The organism is Streptomyces sp. NBC_00631 (assembly GCF_045206895.1).
In the GTDB taxonomy this organism is placed as follows: Bacteria; Actinomycetota; Actinomycetes; order Streptomycetales; family Streptomycetaceae; genus Streptomyces.
This window is the reverse complement of the sequence record NZ_CP107734.1, coordinates 586,709-602,974: the sequence shown is the minus strand read 5'-3', so window position 1 is coordinate 602,974 and position 16,266 is coordinate 586,709. Positions and strand designations below refer to the sequence as shown.

Genomic DNA, 16,266 nt, shown 5'->3' with positions numbered 1-16,266 from the left:
CGGAAATCCGTCGCACCCCGCTCGGGCGAGCCGCGGGCCGGCGTCTTCTCGGCAGGACCTCGCGGGTCAGGACCCGCCGCGCTCGCGCGGGATCTTCTGACCGGCCTCGACCGCCACCGGCAGCCGGTTCTCGGCCGGCGGCAGCGGGCAGGTGGCCAGGTCCGTGTAGGCGCACGGCAGGTTCGCGGCACGGTTGAAGTCCAGCACCACCGTGCCGTCGGCGGCCGGCCGTTCGACGCTCAGGACACGGTTGGCGGCGTAGGTGGTGACCCCGGAGGTCGCGTCGGTGAACAGCACTGTCAGCCCGCCGGGACCGCGGCCCGGGAACGCGGTCAGGGACAGCTGCCGCCCTGCCAGCTCGAACTCGATCCGGCCCGGCGCGTCGTAGACGTGCTCAAGGCCCTCCACCGCGGCGCCCACGGTGGTCGGCCGCGGCGCGTCGAAGGGGACGTACCGGCCCGTCACGGCCCAGCGCGGGTCGGGAGCGTAGGCGGGGGTTCCGGTGAAGGCGGTGCGCAGCGGAGCGTCAGGGTGCCGCGGGCGCACGATGTCGTTCCCGCCGCGCTTGGCGACCTCGATGACGGCGTCGCCCCAGACCGCGTCGACGCCGCCGCGCTCGGGAAGCACGCCGAAGCGGTGTTCATCCCGCACCGGCGTCCCCTCGACGACCAGTTCCTCGCCGTCGTCCAGGGTGACGACCACCCCGTCCGGGCCGGTGCGCCAGGCGCCGGGAGCGTCGGGGAAGCGCTGCGGCCGGTCGTCCAGCCAGTGCAGACCGGTGATGGCCAGGAATCCGTGCGGGGCGGAGACCCTGGCATCCTGGGCGCGGTGCCAGTCCTGCCAGCTCTCGGTGAAGACCTGGAGATCCGTCGTGGTGGCCTCAGTCGTCATGCGTCCTCTTTCGCCGGGCGAGGATGGGCAACAGCCGTGCCAGTCAGAACGGGGGCGGCCGAACCCGCATTCCGCTCCCCGTGTGACAGCTTCTTGTCAGTCATGTGTCACGCGAGCCCGGGTACCGGCGCCGGCACCCGGGCTCGGGCCTGCCGACGATCGCCTGGTCCCGGCCGGTGACGGGCTCGCCCATCCGGATCAGGGCGGTCCACGGCCGTACCTCGTTGCCGATGCGGCGCCGACCCTCTTGCGACCGCGTGCGGAAGTTGTCACGCTGGTCTTTCAACCGCCTGCTCCAGCTCTCACCACGGCGTTCGCGAGACCGCCGGCCCCGACCAGTCCCGGCTCGACACGTTCGTGCGCGCTGCTCTCCCTCCCGGCGCTGATGCGCGTACACCGCGCCCGAGCACCACAGCGACTGGCCGGACAGCCGCCGCCTCACCTGGGGAGCACACCATGGACACGAGCGAGGAGGCCGCCCGCGGCCTGACCGACATCCAGGAGTTCCTGTACCAGCAGGCCCATCTACGAGCGGCACGCCGACGCGTCTCGGAGTTCGTCGCACGGGAGCCGGGGCTGACCCGGGAGCAGAAGTCGGACATCGAGCGCTGGTATCTCCAGGAGCAGACCTACGTGGCCCACCTGGTGACCGAGCACATCGCCGCCAGCGTCAGCGCGGTGGAACAGCAACATCGCGTCCGCTTCGGACACTGGCTGCGCGGAACGCTGACCGCGATGCTCCTGATCACCGCGGCGATGGCGGTGTGCGTCACCGCGGTGCTGGTGGGCGCGTCGTAGCCCGGAGGAAGCCGCAGGCCGACGGCAGCGGCAGGTCGAAGGCAGCCGGAGGTGGGACGAAGCCGGAGGCCGAAGGAGCACGGAGAAGGGGCCCGGCGTCCGCGCCGGGCCCCTTCGATGGCCTGCCGTCGGCCCCCGTCAGGCGCTGGCGCTGCCCGGCGAGCCAGTCGGCGAACCTGACCTCGCCGCGGTGCGCGTCCGGGCCCGGCAGCAGGGTGTGCGTCACCCGTCCAGCGACGCCACGTAGGGAGCCAGCTTGGCGGGGTTCATCACCCACAGAAGGCGTTCGATGCCGCGCGCCGACACGTCGGCGGACAGCAGGGCCACCGGGTTGCCCGAGGCCGAGACCAGGACGGCCGGCCTGCCGTTGGCCTCGACCCAGCGCACCTGGGCCTGCGGCCAGAAGCGCGGGGCGAAGGCGACGAGGTAGCGGGAGACGTGCGGCAGCCCGGACACCGGGATCCGCGACGCACCGCGCACTCCGCCACCGTCGGCGTAGCTGACCACGTCCTCGGTCAGGACCTCCTCCAGCACCGACAGATCGCCGTGCTGCGCCGCGGCGAGGAACACCTCAAGAAAACGCCGGTGCTCGGTGGAGCCGACCGGCTCCCTGCGCTCCGCCGCCAGCCGCTTGCGGGCCCGGCTCACCAGCTGGCGGGCATTGGCCTCGCTGGTCTCCACGATGTCCGCGATCCGCCGGTACGTGTAGTCGAAGGCCTCCCGCAGCACGTACGCGGCCCGCTCCACCGGGTTCAGCTTCTCCAGCAGGAAGAGCACCGCCAGGTCGAGCGCCTCCGCGCGTTCGGCACCCAGCTGCGGATCGGCGCTCGTGTTGACGGGCTCGGGCAGCCAGGGGCCCACGTACGACTCCCGCCGCACCCGGGCCGACTGGGTGAAGTTGATCGCCAGCCGGGTGGTCACCGTGGCCAGGAAGGCGGCCGGCTCCTGGATTCCGGCACGGTCGGTGTTCTGCCACCGCATCCACGTCTCCTGGACGATGTCCTCGGCCTCCACGGCACTGCCGATCACGCGGTAGGCGATACCGAAGAGCCGCGGACGCGCGGCGACGAATTCCTTCGTCGCCCGGTCCAGGGAGTCGGCGTGGTCACCGGCGCGCATCCATGTCCTCCAGGGTCGGACCAGCATGTTACAAGCCGGTCCGGCTCCGGCCGGCGCACGGCAGCCGGGGTGTCGGCAGCCCTCGGAGGTCAAGAGCGGGGCGGCGGCCGGTAAAGGCACGGCCAGCTGCCGGTCTTGTCGGCCTGATGCCTGTCGTGTGATGGCCAGGTGGTCATGTGGTGTTCATGTGGCGGCAGTTGGGCTGGGCAAGGGTGCGGTCGTTGTCTGCTCAGCTGTACCTCGGGAGGGCGTCATGACCACACACACAGAGTCGACAGAGGACAGATCGGCGGGGGGCACGGACGGGCTCAGCCGCCGTCACGCGCTGGGCCTGCTGGGCACCGCGGGAGCGGGCGCCGCCACCACCGGCCTGCTGGGGGCGGGTACGGCCCAGGCCGCTCAGCTCGCCGCGCCGGCGTTCCACCTCACCGCGGACTCCTCCGGCGCGCCCCCCGTCCAGGGCCTGCACCTGACCTTCGGCGCGGACCCGCGCACCCAGATGACGGTGTCGTGGATCACGGACCGCCCGGTGACCAAGCCGGTCGTGCGCTACGGCACCCTGGAGCACGGCTTCGGCTCCAGCAAGAAGGCGCAGACCGTCACCTATGTCGACGGCACCTCGAACCGCACCGTCTACGTCCACCACGCCCTGCTCAAGAACCTCACCCCGGACACGGACCACCTCTACCTCGCCACCCACGAGGGTGCCACCCCCGACAGCGGTACGTTCCGCACCGCTCCGCAGGGACGCCGGCCGGTCACCTTCACCAGCTTCGGCGACCAGTCCGCCCCGCAGGTCACCTGGGCGGCCGACGGCACCGTCGGCCTGGACGCCAACTCCACGCCCGCGACGAAGGACATCGTCACCGGCGTCGAGCAGGTCGCCCCGCTGTTCCACCTGCTCAACGGCGACCTCTGCTACGCCAACCTGGACGTCGACCGGGTGCGCACCTGGAACAACTTCTTCACCAACAACACCCGTTCGGCGCGCTTCCGGCCGTGGATGCCGGCGGCCGGCAACCACGAGATCGAGAAGGCCAACGGTTCGCTCGGTCTCGGCGCCTACCAGACGTACTTCTCCCTGCCCTCCACCGAGACCGACGCCGAACTCGCCGGCCTGTGGTACGCGTTCACGGCCGGTTCGGTGCGGGTCATCGTGCTGCAGAACGACGACAACTGCCTGCAGGACGGCGGCGACATCTACATCAGCGGCTACTCGGGCGGCCGTCAGCTCGCCTTCCTGGAGAAGGAACTGAAGGCGGCGCGCTCCTCGAAGGACGTCGACTGGGTGGTCGTGGCCATGCACCAGGTCATGGTCAGCTCCTCGGACGCCAACGGCGCCGACCTCGGCCTGCGCGAGAAGTACGGCCCGCTGTTCGACCGCTACGGCGTCGACCTGGTGCTCTGCGGTCACGAGCACAACTACGAGCGCTCGCTGGCCGTGCGCGGCGTGGTGAACGGGAGCGAGACGCTGACGCCCAACCCGGTCTCCCGGGCCACCGACGACATCGACGCGAACCTCGGCACCGTGCACATGATCCTCGGCGGCGGTGGTGTCTCGGGCACCACGAACCAGAAGTTCTTCAACGACGGCACGGGCAAGGTGATCACCGCCGTGTCCGCGACCGCCGGGTCGAACGGCAAGCGCACCTCCACCTATGTGAAGGAGCAGGCGGTCTGGGTGGGCGTCCGGGACGTCGAACACCCCTACGGCTTCGCCGCCTTCACCGTCGACCCCGGTCGGCACCCCGGCGACACCACCCGGATGCACGTGACGTACTACAACGTGAACAAGCCGAACGGGGAGCTGTCGGTGTTCGAGACCTTCAGCCTGCACCGCAAGCGCTCGGACGGCCACGCCGGCTGACCGTGCGACCAGCGGGAGGCGTGGGCCGGGCGGCGACCGCCCGGCCCACGCCGCGTTCCGGTTCAGCGCTCGCGGACGACGCCCCCTGCCCCGTCCGCCACACCGTCGGGCCGTACCGGTTCCCCGCGGTCGGCAAACCGCCGCCGCCGACGTGGCCGAAAGTGGTGAACTCCCGCTGTTCTCAAGCGAGATCGCGGCGTGGCGCCCCCTGGAAATACTTGGCCGCGCACTTATAAGCTCCCGGATGGGGGCGCGATGGGTGGGGAAAGCCGGACGCCGCCAGGGGAACCGTGGCGCCGTCCCGCCCGGCGTGGACGTGCGTGGCCGTGTCCGGTGGTGGTGCCGCAGCGTGGTGAGGTCAATCACTCCTGGAAGGAAGTGCCGTGGCACCGGTGCTGGTCGGACTCGAAGGTCTGCTGGCGGGGGAGCGCATCCCGGTCCTGGACACCCGCGTCACCTTCGGGCGCAACTCGGAGAACACCGTCGTCATCTCAAGTCTGAGTGTCTCCCGCTTCCATGCGGAGATCGTATTCGACGAGGACAAGGGTTACGTCCTGCGCGACCTGGAGAGCAGCAACGGCACGCTGGTCAACGGGGAAGAGGTGGAGTCCCGGCTGCTGCAGCCGGGCGACGAGATCACCCTGGGCGACCAGGAGTTCCGCTTCGAGGTCGCCGACGCCATGGAGACGCTGATGGCGCTCTCCCTGCCCCGGTCCGTCACGCATGGTGCGCAGGACGGTGAAAAGGGGCCCGTCCTGCAGGTCACCGTCGCCGGCGGCGGTCCCGTCGGCCTGTCCCTCGCCCTGCTCCTTGAGCACTTCCTCGGCCCCCAGGTTCAGATCACCGTCTACGACGGCAGGTGGCGCAAGCAGGGCCGTACCGTCGTCTGGAAGAGCCAGGACGAGGGCAACGTACGGCGCCAGCAGGTCGTGACCGTGCAGAGCCGCCAGTACCTCGCGTGGCCCGAGGAGGTCCAGGCGCGCCTCTTCGATCCGGAGCACTACACGGAGATGTGGCCCTCCGGCCCTGACTCGGTCGGCGACCACAGCCCGCGCAACATGCGCATCGCCTACATCGAGGACCGCCTGCTGGAGCTGGCGAACGAGAAGCGGGACCGGATACGCCTGATACCTGCCCGGTTCGACGCGGCGGAGCAGCGGGACGCGCTCGCCACCCAGCACGTCCTCGCCATCTGCGACGGCGGCCGGTCCCGCACCCGCGACCACTTCGCCGCCCGGTTCGGCAAGGCCGACGAGTCCATCTACTCCCTCGACGGCCGCCATTTGCAGGACGTCGTCCTCGGCCTGCGCGTGAAGTCGGGCCTGACCGATCCCATGGCGGTCCTGCTGACGGTCGCCCAGAACCGCTTCCTGCTCAACTCGCTGCGCGGAGAGGGATTCCTCAACATGCGGCTGACCGACGCCGAGGCGGCCGAGGTGATCGGCCTGGACCCCGTCCGCCGTGTCTTCGAGGAGTGCATCGCCTCCCGGCCGTGCCTGATGGACCGCGACGAGTTCGGCGACTTCCAGTGCTCGACCCACGGCACGCTCTTCCTGCCCGCCCTGGTCAAGGGGTCGGCCCTGTGGCGCCGGGTGCGCGAGGGGCTGCTGCTGTTCGGCGTCGAGTCCGACGACCTGACGGCGGTCACGAGCTTCCGCCTGGACATGGTGCAACGCCCCCGGTTCTCCGCCGAGTTGCTGCCTCCCACCACCACCTCGCCGGGCACGTACGGGTTCCTGCTCGGCGATGCCGCCAACGCGATCCATTTCTGGCCGGGCCGCGGCCTCAACAGCGGCCTCGCCTCCGCCGTCTCGCTGGCCCGTTCCCTCAACGGGGCATGGAACGGACGGTCGTTCCGGGACGCGGACTTCCTCCGGCACGAGGCGGCGATGTCGATGCTGCAGTACCGGCACAAGAGCCGGGCCTGGAAGGCGATGGTCACCACCGACGACCAGGGCGTCACCTGGGCGATCAAGAACATCATCGGCCACGGTATCGACGGGATCCCCGAAGAGCCCGACCGCGAGGCGGACACCAAGACGCTGCTGGAGCGCATGCAGGCCATCCGCGCCCGCCTGGAGCCCCGCCTGCCGGGCATGCCGGACGACGAGGCGATCCTGGATCGCCTGCGCACCCTGCAGCCCGCCACCCTGCGCATGCTCGTCCTCAGCGGCGCCTGGGACACGCTGACGATGGGCGGCGAGGAGGTCGACATCGACATCTTCTACGGCCAGGACTCGTCCGCGGCCGCCGCAGCGGTGGAGGCGCTGGAACCGGCCGCCCAGGCCTAGTCACCGGGCACCCCGGGCATGTGCGTGTTGCGCACTCGGTGCCGCGAGCGAAGCCCTTGGAGCGGGTAAAAGCGGGGAGACGCCGATGCCGATCAGGGCAGGGTGGCGGGACTGAGCGCTGGGGTGTCGTGGGTGGCACGGGGGTGGGTCAGTGCGAGGTAGCCGACCAGCGCGGCGCAGACCAGCGCGGCGAGGATCGCCGTGGTGCCGAAGCCGACGCCGATACCCAGTGGCTTGTCCATGCCGAACCAGTCGGCCAGCGAGGCGCCGAGAGGGCGGGTGAGGACGTAGGAGGCCCAGAACGCGGCGACGGCGTTGAGGCCCGCGAAGCGGTGCAGCAGCCACGGCACGAGGATCGCCGCCCCGAACAGCAGCGCGGAGTGCACGAATCCGAGGTCGAGGTAGAAGCCGGTGAGGTCACCCGCGGCGGTGCCCAGCGCGAAGGTGAGAAGCACGGTCAGCCAGTAGAAGACCTCGCGGCGGCGCGTGTCGACGGTGTGGATCGACAGCGTGCGCTCGACCGCGTACCAGGCGGCGAAGCACCCGGCCAGCGCGATCGCGTACCCCGTGGTCGTGATCGGCAGCGCCACGTGCAGTCCGACGCGGAAGCAGTCCGCGGCGGCGGTGCCGAAGACCGCGATCATCGCGACGGTGAGCCAGTACGGCACGGGGTGGTAGCGCGCGGAGCGGAACTGCCACCAGAGGGCGCCCGCCAGGGCGGCGGCGCTCGTTCCGGCGGACAGCCACAGACTCCACTGGCCGAGGAAGTCGGAGGTGGCCTCACCCATGCCGGTGGTGAGGACCTTCACGATCCAGAAGAGCGCGGTGGCCTCGGCGACTTTCGTCGGCGCATTCACCAGTGTTTCCTTTTCCATTTCAGCCCTCTGCTTTCCCTGTGATTTCTCTGAGTCGTCTTCCGGGTGTTGTCCTTTCGGCGAGGTTAGAAATGCGGGCGGGTGCGGCGCGTCAGCCGATGGTCGGCACTTTCGGCGGGTGTACGACCTTCGGTTGATGTTCCGTCCGCCGTTGTCCCGTAGCCTCGGGAGCGTGATTTCGATCGGCCCGGAATTCCTGGAGCGTGCACGCCGGCCGGCCCTCGCGCCCCTGCTGGTGTTCGGGCCGCCCCTCGTCTGCGCTGCCGTCGCGGTCCACGAGCTGCTCTACAACCGGGCCAGTGCGGTGGACTGGACGCTGGCGGTGGCGGTGGTCGCGCCGCTGGTGCTGCGCCGCCGGGCCCCGGTCGCCGTGTTCTGGTGCTGCTGGGTGGTGGCCGTGCTGACCTGGGCCCTGGGCACGGTCTCGCTCGCCGAGCTGGCGGTCCTCGTCGCTCTGTACACCGTCGCCGCCGAGCGCGGCCTGCGGTACTCACTGAGCGCGGCGGCCGCCGTCGCGGCCGGTGCCGGTGTGGTGGCGGTACGGTTCGGGCCGCCGGGAAGTGTCAATGACGTCGTGGTGGTGCTCGTCGGCCTGGCCGCGGCGGCCTTCTTCCTGGGGACGACCGTGCGGGCGCAGAGCCGCTACCTGGCCTCCGTCGAGGACCGCGCCCAGCGGCTGGAGCAGGAGCGCGCCCAGCAGGCCCGGCTGGCCGCGGCGGCCGAACGCACCCGAATCGCACGGGAGATGCACGACATCGTCGCCCATGGGCTGGTCGTTGTCGTCGCCCTCGCCGAGGCCGCCGCGGCCACGACGGCGGCCGATCCGGACGGCGCCCGCGACAAGATGCTCCAGGCCGCCTCGACCGGTCGGCAGTCCCTGACCGGCATGCGCCGCCTGCTCGGCGTCCTGCGGGCGGAGGACGGAGCCGACCGGGCACCGCAGCCGGACCTTGGCTCGCTCAAGACCCTCGTGGACGAGACGCGCCGCACCGGCCTGGACGTCCGGCTGACGGAGACCGGCACCGAGCAGCAGTTGGACGCCGAAGTGCAGACCACGCTGTTCCGGATCGTGCAGGAGTCACTCACGAACGTCGTCAAGCACGCCTCGGAGGCGTCGACGGTCGATATCGTCCTGCGCCGAGATCCCTCCAGGGTCACCTTCACGGTCACCGACGACGGCAGGCCGGCCTCCGGCACCCGCCCGCGCACCGGCAACGGCCTGACCGGGATGCGGGAGCGGGTCGCCCTGTTCGACGGCGACCTGACCACGGGACCCACCGCCACGGGGTGGACGGTCTCCGGCGAGCTGAAGCTGAGCGAGCCGCGATGACCGTCAAGGTCCTCCTCGCCGACGACCAGGCGCTCGTCCGCATGGCGTTCCGCAGCCTGCTCGGCACCATGCCGGACATCACGGTCGTCGCGGAGGCCGCCGACGGCCGGCAGGCCGTCGACCTCGCCCGGCGGACGGCACCGGACGTGGTCCTCATGGACGTGCGCATGCCCGTCATGGACGGAATCGAGGCGACCCGGCGCATCACGGGCGCCTCGTCCTGCCGTGTCCTCATCCTGACCACCTTCGACCTCGACGAGTACGCCTTCGAAGGACTGCGGGCGGGAGCCTGCGGGTTCCTCCTCAAGGACGTCGTACCGGCAGTGCTGCACGAGGCGATCCGCGCCGTCGCCTCCGGCGACGCCGTGCTCACCCCGCGCATCACCCGTGACCTCGTCGACCGCTTCGCCAAGTCCGCGCCCCGCCCGCGCGACGAGGCCGCCGGCGCCCTGTTCGCCCAGCTGACCGCCAGAGAACGGGATGTCTTCCACCTCATCGCCACCGGTCTGACGAACGCGGAGATCGCCCAGCGGCTCCACCTCACCGAGGCCACCGTGAAGACCCACATCACCCGCATCCTGGCCAAGCTGCAGCTCCGGGACCGCGTACAGGTCGTGATCTTCGCCTACGAACACCAACTGCGCCCGCACGGAGTCTGACCAATCACGCTGGCGAGGCGGCGGTAAAGACGGTGCCTTTCCCGGCGGGCGATTTCACGCGAACCGTTTACCGGCTACGGCCTTGCAGACGTCAGATGGACTGTAGATGATCCATTCGTCCTTGCCCTGGGCAGCGGATGCGCGCACCCCTTGCCTGGGCGGTCGGTGAACCTCCGGCTCGGCGGGACCTCGCCGCCCGAACCTGCCTCTGCATCACGTGGCGGCCGGCTCGCGGGCGGGGCCCTGGTTGTCCGCCATGCACGGCGTCGGGATCACCAAGACCATGTCCCGCGGCGCCGACCGCCGCTACGGCTGTCCGCCGCTGACCGCGCCGCTCGCCGCGCTCCCGGGAGCACGCGGGCTGCGTCGGACTTTGGTCAGCAGTTCGTGGAGTGCCCGTGGACCGTCCTTGTTCCGTAAGGCGTTCAGATGTTCCGGAACGGACGGGCGCCGCGTGGGATGGGGGCATGAAACTGCGTGTCTCTCCGCCGGTGTTCAAGGGCAGGTTGCATGATGCCCGCACGGCGACCTCGATCGGCCGCTGGCTGGGGCCGGCGTTCGTCCTGTGCTTCCTCACCGGCCTCGTCAGCCACTTCATGCAGCATCCGCCGGGCTGGCTGGCCGACCACATTCCGAGCCGCCCTTCGTGGGGCTACCGGGTCACCCAGGGCCTGCACGTCGCATCCGGCATCGCGGCGGTTCCGCTGCTGCTCGCCAAGTTGTGGACGGTGTATCCACGGCTGTTCGAGTGGCCGGTGCTGCGGTCCGTGCGGCACGCGCTGGAGCGTGTGTCGGTCGCGGTACTGGTGGCCGGGGCCGTTTTCGAGCTGGCGACCGGGCTGCTGAACACGGTCCAGTGGTACCCGTGGCCGTTCTCGTTCGTGCCGGTGCACTACGCGGTGGCGTGGCTGGTGATCGGCGCCCTCGTGCTGCACATCGCTGTCAAGGCCCCGGAGATCCGGGCGCACTGGAGCCGGCGGTCGCCCGGGACGCTCGCCCTGCCGGCACGGGACGGCGCCGACCGGCGGTCGCTGCTGGCGGCGGTGGGCGCGGCCGTGGGGGCCGTCACTCTCACCACGGTGGGCCAGTCCTTCACCCCGCTGAAGGACTTCATCCTGTTCGCGCCGCGCCATCCCGACCACGGCCCGCAGGCCCTGCCCGTCAACCGGACCGCGGCGGCGGCCGGGGTCGGCCGGGTCGCCGACGAGGAGTACCGCCTCGTGGTGACCGGTCCACGGCCGTACAGCCTGACCTTGGACGAACTACGCGCGCTGCCGCAGCACGAGGTGGAACTGCCCATCGCCTGCGTGGAGGGCTGGAGCAGGTCGGCGCACTGGACGGGCGTGCGGGTCGTGGACCTGCTGGAGCGGGCGGGTGCGCCGCCCGAGGCACGGGTGCGGGTGGTGTCGTTGCAACTGCGCGGCGGCTACCGGGTGTCGGAGATGGGCCACCCACACGCCCGCGATCCGCTGACCCTGCTCGCGCTCCGTCTGAACGGGGAGGAACTGCGCCCCGACCACGGCTACCCGGCGCGGCTCATCGCCCCGAACCGGCCCGGCGTGCTGCAGACCAAGTGGGTGCACCGGCTGGAGGTGCTGTCGTGAAGGTGACGCGTGTTCTCGTGGGCGCGGTGGGAGTGGCACTCATGGGCGTCGGCGCGTCGCTGCTGACGGACGTCCGTGACCTGACCGGCGTGCTGGTCTGGCTCGGCGGGGCAGTCGTCCTGCACGATGCGCTGATCGCGCCGCTGGTCCTGCTGGCCGGACTGGTGCTGGTGCGGGGCAGGGTGCGCGGGCCGGTACGCGGGGCGCTGGTGGTCGCGGGCGCGTTGACGGTGGTGGCGTTGCCGGTGCTGCTGCGCCCGGGACCACGGGCGAACGCCTCGGTGCTCCCGCTGGACTATCCACGCAACTGGCTGATCGCCATGGCGGTCGTGATCGCGGTGACGGCGCTCGCGCTTGCCGCCAGGAGCCTCGTCCACCGTCGGCGGCCACCGTCGTGAAGGGACGGCGGCCGGCCCCGGCCACTTTCGGTCTTACGGGTGTCTTACGCCTGCCGCGCAGGGCCGCGGCGGTGCCCGCGCATCCTCCTACGGTGACGGGATGCGATCCTTGCGTGCTCTGCGTACGACGGCGCTGGTGACGGCGGCCCCTCTGTTGCTGGCCGTCGCCGGCCTCGTCCATCCCCGGCATCTCACGGCGTCGACCGCGGGCCACTGGGCCGGGCTGCACGTCGTTCTGCTGCCGGTGTTCCCCTTCCTGGCGCTCGGTCTGGTGGTCCCGTTGTGGGGCAGGCCGCACCGCGACGCCGAGGGAGTCCTGACGGTGCTGGCATGGGCCGGCTGCCTGGGCTACGCGGCGTACTACTCCGGACTGGACGCCGTCGCGGGGATCTCGGCGGGCACCATGGTGGACCACGGAGTCCACGGGGCGGCAGGGCGGCTGTTCACGACCGGCGACGAGCTGGGCCGGGCGGGCGTGTACGCGCTGGCCGCGGCCTGTCTCGCGACGTGCGCGGTGCTGTACCGGCGCCACGGGACCCGGGTACTGCCGGGTGCCGTGGTGCTGTTCGCCGCCTGCTGGTCGTTCGTCGACAGCCACATCTTCTGGCCCCGCGGCGTGCTCACCATGCTCGGCTTCGCGCTGGCCTTCGCCCTGCTGACGGCGGCGACGTTGCGGCGGAAAGAGGGCGGGGCGACGACCGGAGACGACATGGCACGACCTTCAGGCCTTACGAACCGCTGACGTACCCGCGCCGAACGGCCAGCGGCCGCGCGCACGGCCGTACGGTCGGGGGCATGTTGATCCTGGTCACCGGAGGTGCGGGCTTCATCGGCTCGCACATCGTCACCGCTCTCGTCGGCGCCGGCCACGAGGTGCGCGTCCTCGACGCGCTGCTGCCCGCAGCCCACCGCACCGCCCCGCCGGTCCCCGAAGGGGTGGACTGGCGGCAAACGGACGTCCGTGACGCGGCGGCCGTCGCCGACGCCCTGCGCGGCGTGGACGCCGTCTGCCACCAAGCCGCGATGGTCGGGCTCGGCAAGGACTTCGCCGACGCGCCGGACTACGTCTCCTGCAACGATCTCGGTACCGCGGTACTGCTGGCGGGTATGGCCGAGGGCGGGGCGCGGCGTCTGGTGCTGGCCGGCTCCATGGTGGTGTACGGGGAAGGGCGCTATGAGTGCTCCCGGCACGGTGTCGTCCGGCCGGGGCCGCGCCGGGTGGCGGACCTGGACGCGGGCCGGTTCGAACCGCCCTGCCCGCACTGCGGCGAGCCGCTCGTGCCGGGACTGGTGGGGGAGGACGCGCCGTCCGATCCGCGCAACGTCTACGCGGCCACGAAGCTCGCCCAGGAACACCTCGCCGCCGCGTGGGCGCGTGCGACGGGCGGGAGGGTGGCCGCGCTGCGCTACCACAACGTGTACGGCCCCGGTATGCCGCGTGACACCCCGTACGCGGGCGTCGCGTCCCTGTTCCGGTCCGCGCTCGCGCGCGGTGAGGCGCCGCGGGTGTTCGAAGACGGCGGTCAACGGCGGGACTTCGTGCACGTCGGCGACGTGGCCGGGGCCAACCTCGCCGCGCTGGACGGAGTGGCCGGCCTGGCGCAGGGCGCTGTGCGGGCCTACAACGTCGGCAGCGGGGAGCCGCACACGGTGGGGGAGATGGCCGCCGCCCTGGCCGCGTCGTACGGCGGCCCGGCACCGGCCGTCACCGGGGAGTACCGGCTCGGGGACGTCCGCCACATCACCGCCTCCTCACGCAGGCTCCGCGACGAACTGGGCTGGAAGCCGCGGATCGCCTTCGCGGAGGGCATGACGGAGTTCGCGGGGGCTGCCCTGCGAGCCGGGTGAGCCCGGTCATCCCTGCCTGAACCGACATGCCGCGCCGTCCTGTGCGATCACCGCGTCCTTCGCTTGGAAGGCTGGTCGCGCGATCGTCGAGCGAAGGTGCCGGTAAGATCGTCTGGTCATGCATACGGGTGCAGGGTACGAGATGATCGCAATCCCCGCGGGGCAGGTCAAGCTGTCGGACCGTCGGACACAGCGCAGTTGGGCGGTCGGGCTGGACCCCTACCAGCTCTCGACGTACCCCATCACGCAGGCGTTGTACGCGCGGGTCACCGGCGAGCGTCCGAGCACCGCCCGCGGTGATCAGTTGCCCGTCGAGGGCGTCTCCTGGTGGGATGCGGTCCAGTTCTGCAACGCCTTGTCCCAGCGAGAGGGACTCACGCCCGTGTACCGCCTGCAGACCGGCGGCGAAGACATCGAACGGGACCTGACTGCCGACGGGTACCGGCTGCCGACCGAAGCGGAGTGGGAGCACGCCTGCCGGGCCGGTACGACCGGACCGCGTTACGGCTCCCTCGACGAGATCGCCTGGCATCGAGGCAACTCGGACGAGAGCATCCACGAAGTGGGCGGCATGCGACCCAACGCGTGGGGATGTCACGACATGCTCGGCAACGTGTGGGAGTGGTGCTGGGACATCTACGACGCTGAGGTCTACGGCACCTACCGAGTACTGCGCGGCGGCGGCTGGTTCGACGAGCACTGGAGCTGCCGGGCCTCCGTAAGGCGCCGCAGCCACCCCACTTTCCGGGTCGACGACGTCGGACTCCGCATCGCACGTTCCGCGGTGTGCTGACTGCGCGTCGTTTGACGCCAAGAGACCTTCGGGCCCGGTGTCGATTCGGGTTCGAGGCGGTCTGGTCAGCGACGGTCGAGGGCGTGGGCGAGTTCGTCGGCGGCTTCGCGTACCCGGGCCGAGTAGGCGGCGGCGTCGGGTTCATCGACCCAGCGGGCGAACGCGGTCCGGAAGACGGCGACGCCGACGTCCGCCAGTAGGCCCGCCGTCGGTGGGGTGGCTCCGCGCCGGCGGAGAGCCGCGTCGAGGGCGTCGGAGACGGCGGCGAACTTGGTGCGGCCGCGCTCCTGGAGTTCGGTGCTGCTGTCGACGATGGCCTGTCGCTGCGCGGCGTGCGGGGCGACCCGTACTGCCAGTACGTCGCCGACCTTCTCAAGCGCGTCGAGCAGGGCTTCGAATGGCGTGAGCGCGGCGTCGGCCTCCGCCACCGCGTCGGCGAGGGCGGCCGGAAGCTGGTCCGAGCCGGCGAAGAGCACGTCGCGCTTGTCGGCGAAGTAGCGGGAGAACGTGCGACGCGTCAGCCCGGCGCGCTCGGTGATCTGCGCGACGGTGACGTTCTCGTACCCGTACTCAAGAAACAGCGCCAGCGCGGCCTCGCGCAGCCGATCCTCCGCTCCCTGCTCCCAACGTGGCATAGCCAGGATTCTAACAGTGATGGCACATTGCGACATCAGGCGCTAGGGTGATGTCTCAATGAGTCATCGGCTTGGCGGATCCAGGAGGAGCACCATGGCACTCAACGGTCAGCACATCGTCGTCATCGGCGGCAGTTCCGGCATGGGACTGGCCACGGCCCACGCGGCTGCGGAAGCCGGTGCCGTCGTCACCATCGCCTCAAGCAGCAAGGAGCGCGTCGACGCCGCGCTCACCGAACTCCCGGACTCGTGCAACGGCGCCGCAATCGACGTGCGCGACGAGGCCGCCGTCGCCGAGCTGTTCGCCCGGGTCGGCGAACTCGACCACGTGGTGTTCACCGCCGGCGACCAGCCCGATCGCCGCGCGCTCGCCGAACTCCCGCTCGACCAGGCCCGCCACACCTTCGACGTGCGGTTCTGGGGAGCCGTCGCCGTCGCCAAGCACGCGGCCCCGCGCATCCGTCCCGGCGGCTCGATCACCTTCACCACGGGCACGGTCGGCGTCCGCCCGGTCCCCGGCGCCGCCCTCGCCTCCGCCGGGTCCGCGGCCACCGAGGGCCTCGTCCGTGGGCTGGCCCTCGACCTCGCACCCGTCCGCGTGAACGCCGTTCGCTCCGGCGCCGTCCGCACCCCGCTGTGGGACGCTGTTCCCGAACCCCAGCGTGCGGCCGTGTTCGACGCTTTCGCGCGGCGCGCCCTCACCGGCGCGATCGGCGAGCCGCAGCAGATCGCCGCGGCGAACCTCCACCTGATGGAGAACCAGTTCGTCACCGGCACCGTGCTCACCGTCGACGGCGGCTTGCTCCTGACCGGAAACTGACGGAAGCGGCTCAGCACCCCAGTCGTGCATCCCTCATCTCGCACCATGGCTGACCTCGCGGACGCACCTTGCGCGACGCCGGCCTCGGGGCGTTGGCCGACCTCGGCTTCCGGGGCCCGGGCAACGATCTCCTCGACCCCGTGTTCTCCCGGCTGCACCGCCGGCCGCACCCACACGCTCACCCCGGGCCAGAACGAAGCAGGCCGCGTCCTCGCCGTCGGACGGGCGCCGGTCGAGCACGGCTCCGCCCGCCTCGACGAGAACTGGCGGACGTCACCAAGCTTCGCTTCGATCCCGCCCCCGCCACTCAACTCCTGCGCGCTCTGCTCGTCCTGGCG

Annotated in this window: 15 protein-coding genes; 11 read left to right on the top strand and 4 right to left on the bottom strand. The window is 71.3% G+C overall.

Translation table 11 applies throughout. The annotated features are described in order from the left end of the window. Positions 1–66: 66 nt before the first annotated feature. On the bottom strand, positions 67–891 hold the full coding sequence (locus OHB00_RS03070) for a DUF1684 domain-containing protein (protein ID WP_406430931.1): 825 nt from the start codon (positions 889–891) through the stop codon (positions 67–69). A 456-nt stretch (positions 892–1,347) separates the two neighbouring features. On the opposite strand from OHB00_RS03070, the gene OHB00_RS03065 reads away from it, so the two are divergent. Then, positions 1,348–1,689, top strand: coding sequence for a hypothetical protein (locus OHB00_RS03065; RefSeq protein ID WP_406430929.1), 342 nt, complete (start codon positions 1,348–1,350; stop codon positions 1,687–1,689). A gap of 222 nt (positions 1,690–1,911) precedes the next feature. Here the strand turns inward: OHB00_RS03065 and OHB00_RS03060 are convergent, their stop codons facing one another. Beyond that, a complete protein-coding gene (locus OHB00_RS03060; protein ID WP_406430927.1) occupies positions 1,912–2,808 on the bottom strand; it encodes an RNA polymerase sigma-70 factor in 897 nt (298 codons plus the stop codon). Positions 2,809–3,061: 253 nt separating this feature from the next. Here OHB00_RS03060 and OHB00_RS03055 point away from each other — a divergent pair, with 253 nt between their 5' ends. Together OHB00_RS03055 and OHB00_RS03050 are read left to right on the top strand one after the other, a co-directional pair. Continuing rightward, on the top strand, positions 3,062–4,675 hold the full coding sequence (locus tag OHB00_RS03055; protein ID WP_406430925.1) for a purple acid phosphatase family protein: 1,614 nt from the start codon (positions 3,062–3,064) through the stop codon (positions 4,673–4,675). A gap of 383 nt (positions 4,676–5,058) precedes the next feature. Next, positions 5,059–6,966, top strand: a complete 1,908-nt coding sequence (locus tag OHB00_RS03050) for an FHA domain-containing protein (protein ID WP_406430923.1) — start codon at positions 5,059–5,061, stop codon at positions 6,964–6,966. 92 nt (positions 6,967–7,058) lie between these two features. On the opposite strand, the gene OHB00_RS03045 is transcribed toward OHB00_RS03050, so the two are convergent. Beyond that, on the bottom strand, positions 7,059–7,823 hold the full coding sequence (locus tag OHB00_RS03045) for a hypothetical protein (protein WP_406430921.1): 765 nt from the start codon (positions 7,821–7,823) through the stop codon (positions 7,059–7,061). Between the two features lie 190 nt (positions 7,824–8,013). Here OHB00_RS03045 and OHB00_RS03040 point away from each other — a divergent pair, with 190 nt between their 5' ends. From OHB00_RS03040 to OHB00_RS03010, 7 genes are all read left to right on the top strand, one after another. Beyond that, positions 8,014–9,171: a sensor histidine kinase gene (locus OHB00_RS03040; RefSeq protein WP_406430919.1), complete on the top strand. Its 1,158-nt coding sequence runs from the start codon at positions 8,014–8,016 to the stop codon at positions 9,169–9,171. Then, a complete protein-coding gene (locus tag OHB00_RS03035; protein WP_406430917.1) occupies positions 9,168–9,830 on the top strand; it encodes a response regulator in 663 nt (220 codons plus the stop codon). The genes OHB00_RS03040 and OHB00_RS03035 overlap by 4 nt, the downstream gene beginning before the upstream one ends. Before the next feature lie 467 nt (positions 9,831–10,297). After that, entirely contained in the window at positions 10,298–11,434 is a 1,137-nt protein-coding gene (locus tag OHB00_RS03030) for a molybdopterin-dependent oxidoreductase (protein ID WP_406430915.1), read from the top strand. Then, the gene (locus OHB00_RS03025; RefSeq protein WP_406430913.1) at positions 11,431–11,832 is read left to right on the top strand and encodes a hypothetical protein; all 402 of its coding nucleotides are present in this window, start codon (positions 11,431–11,433) and stop codon (positions 11,830–11,832) included. Before OHB00_RS03030 ends, OHB00_RS03025 begins: the two co-directional genes overlap by 4 nt. A 100-nt stretch (positions 11,833–11,932) precedes the next feature. Next, positions 11,933–12,574 (top strand): hypothetical protein, encoded by a 642-nt coding sequence (locus OHB00_RS03020; RefSeq protein ID WP_406430911.1) that lies wholly within the window; start codon positions 11,933–11,935, stop codon positions 12,572–12,574. A gap of 53 nt (positions 12,575–12,627) precedes the next feature. Further along, positions 12,628–13,680, top strand: a complete 1,053-nt coding sequence (locus OHB00_RS03015) for an NAD-dependent epimerase/dehydratase family protein (RefSeq protein ID WP_406430909.1) — start codon at positions 12,628–12,630, stop codon at positions 13,678–13,680. Between the two features lie 118 nt (positions 13,681–13,798). Then, positions 13,799–14,473, top strand: a complete 675-nt coding sequence (locus OHB00_RS03010; RefSeq protein ID WP_406430907.1) for a formylglycine-generating enzyme family protein — start codon at positions 13,799–13,801, stop codon at positions 14,471–14,473. A gap of 65 nt (positions 14,474–14,538) precedes the next feature. On the opposite strand, the gene OHB00_RS03005 is transcribed toward OHB00_RS03010, so the two are convergent. Then, the gene (locus OHB00_RS03005) at positions 14,539–15,108 is read right to left on the bottom strand and encodes a TetR family transcriptional regulator (RefSeq protein WP_406430905.1); all 570 of its coding nucleotides are present in this window, start codon (positions 15,106–15,108) and stop codon (positions 14,539–14,541) included. Between the two features lie 94 nt (positions 15,109–15,202). Between OHB00_RS03005 and OHB00_RS03000 the strand changes: the two genes are divergently transcribed. Beyond that, entirely contained in the window at positions 15,203–15,928 is a 726-nt protein-coding gene (locus OHB00_RS03000; RefSeq protein WP_406430903.1) for an SDR family oxidoreductase, read from the top strand. Positions 15,929–16,266: the final 338 nt, after the last annotated feature.

What these genes read in the sequence shown, in the direction of transcription:
- OHB00_RS03070 (WP_406430931.1), bottom strand. Translation starts at nt 891, where the DNA reads ATGACGACTGAGGCCACCACGACGGATCTCCAGGTCTTCACCGAGAGC.
- OHB00_RS03065 (WP_406430929.1), top strand. Translation starts at nt 1,348, where the DNA reads ATGGACACGAGCGAGGAGGCCGCCCGCGGCCTGACCGACATCCAGGAG.
- OHB00_RS03060 (WP_406430927.1), bottom strand. Translation starts at nt 2,808, where the DNA reads ATGCGCGCCGGTGACCACGCCGACTCCCTGGACCGGGCGACGAAGGAA.
- OHB00_RS03055 (WP_406430925.1), top strand. Translation starts at nt 3,062, where the DNA reads ATGACCACACACACAGAGTCGACAGAGGACAGATCGGCGGGGGGCACG.
- OHB00_RS03035 (WP_406430917.1), top strand. Translation starts at nt 9,168, where the DNA reads ATGACCGTCAAGGTCCTCCTCGCCGACGACCAGGCGCTCGTCCGCATG.
- OHB00_RS03030 (WP_406430915.1), top strand. Translation starts at nt 10,298, where the DNA reads ATGAAACTGCGTGTCTCTCCGCCGGTGTTCAAGGGCAGGTTGCATGAT.
- OHB00_RS03020 (WP_406430911.1), top strand. Translation starts at nt 11,933, where the DNA reads ATGCGATCCTTGCGTGCTCTGCGTACGACGGCGCTGGTGACGGCGGCC.
- OHB00_RS03015 (WP_406430909.1), top strand. Translation starts at nt 12,628, where the DNA reads ATGTTGATCCTGGTCACCGGAGGTGCGGGCTTCATCGGCTCGCACATC.
- OHB00_RS03010 (WP_406430907.1), top strand. Translation starts at nt 13,799, where the DNA reads ATGCATACGGGTGCAGGGTACGAGATGATCGCAATCCCCGCGGGGCAG.
- OHB00_RS03005 (WP_406430905.1), bottom strand. Translation starts at nt 15,108, where the DNA reads ATGCCACGTTGGGAGCAGGGAGCGGAGGATCGGCTGCGCGAGGCCGCG.
- OHB00_RS03000 (WP_406430903.1), top strand. Translation starts at nt 15,203, where the DNA reads ATGGCACTCAACGGTCAGCACATCGTCGTCATCGGCGGCAGTTCCGGC.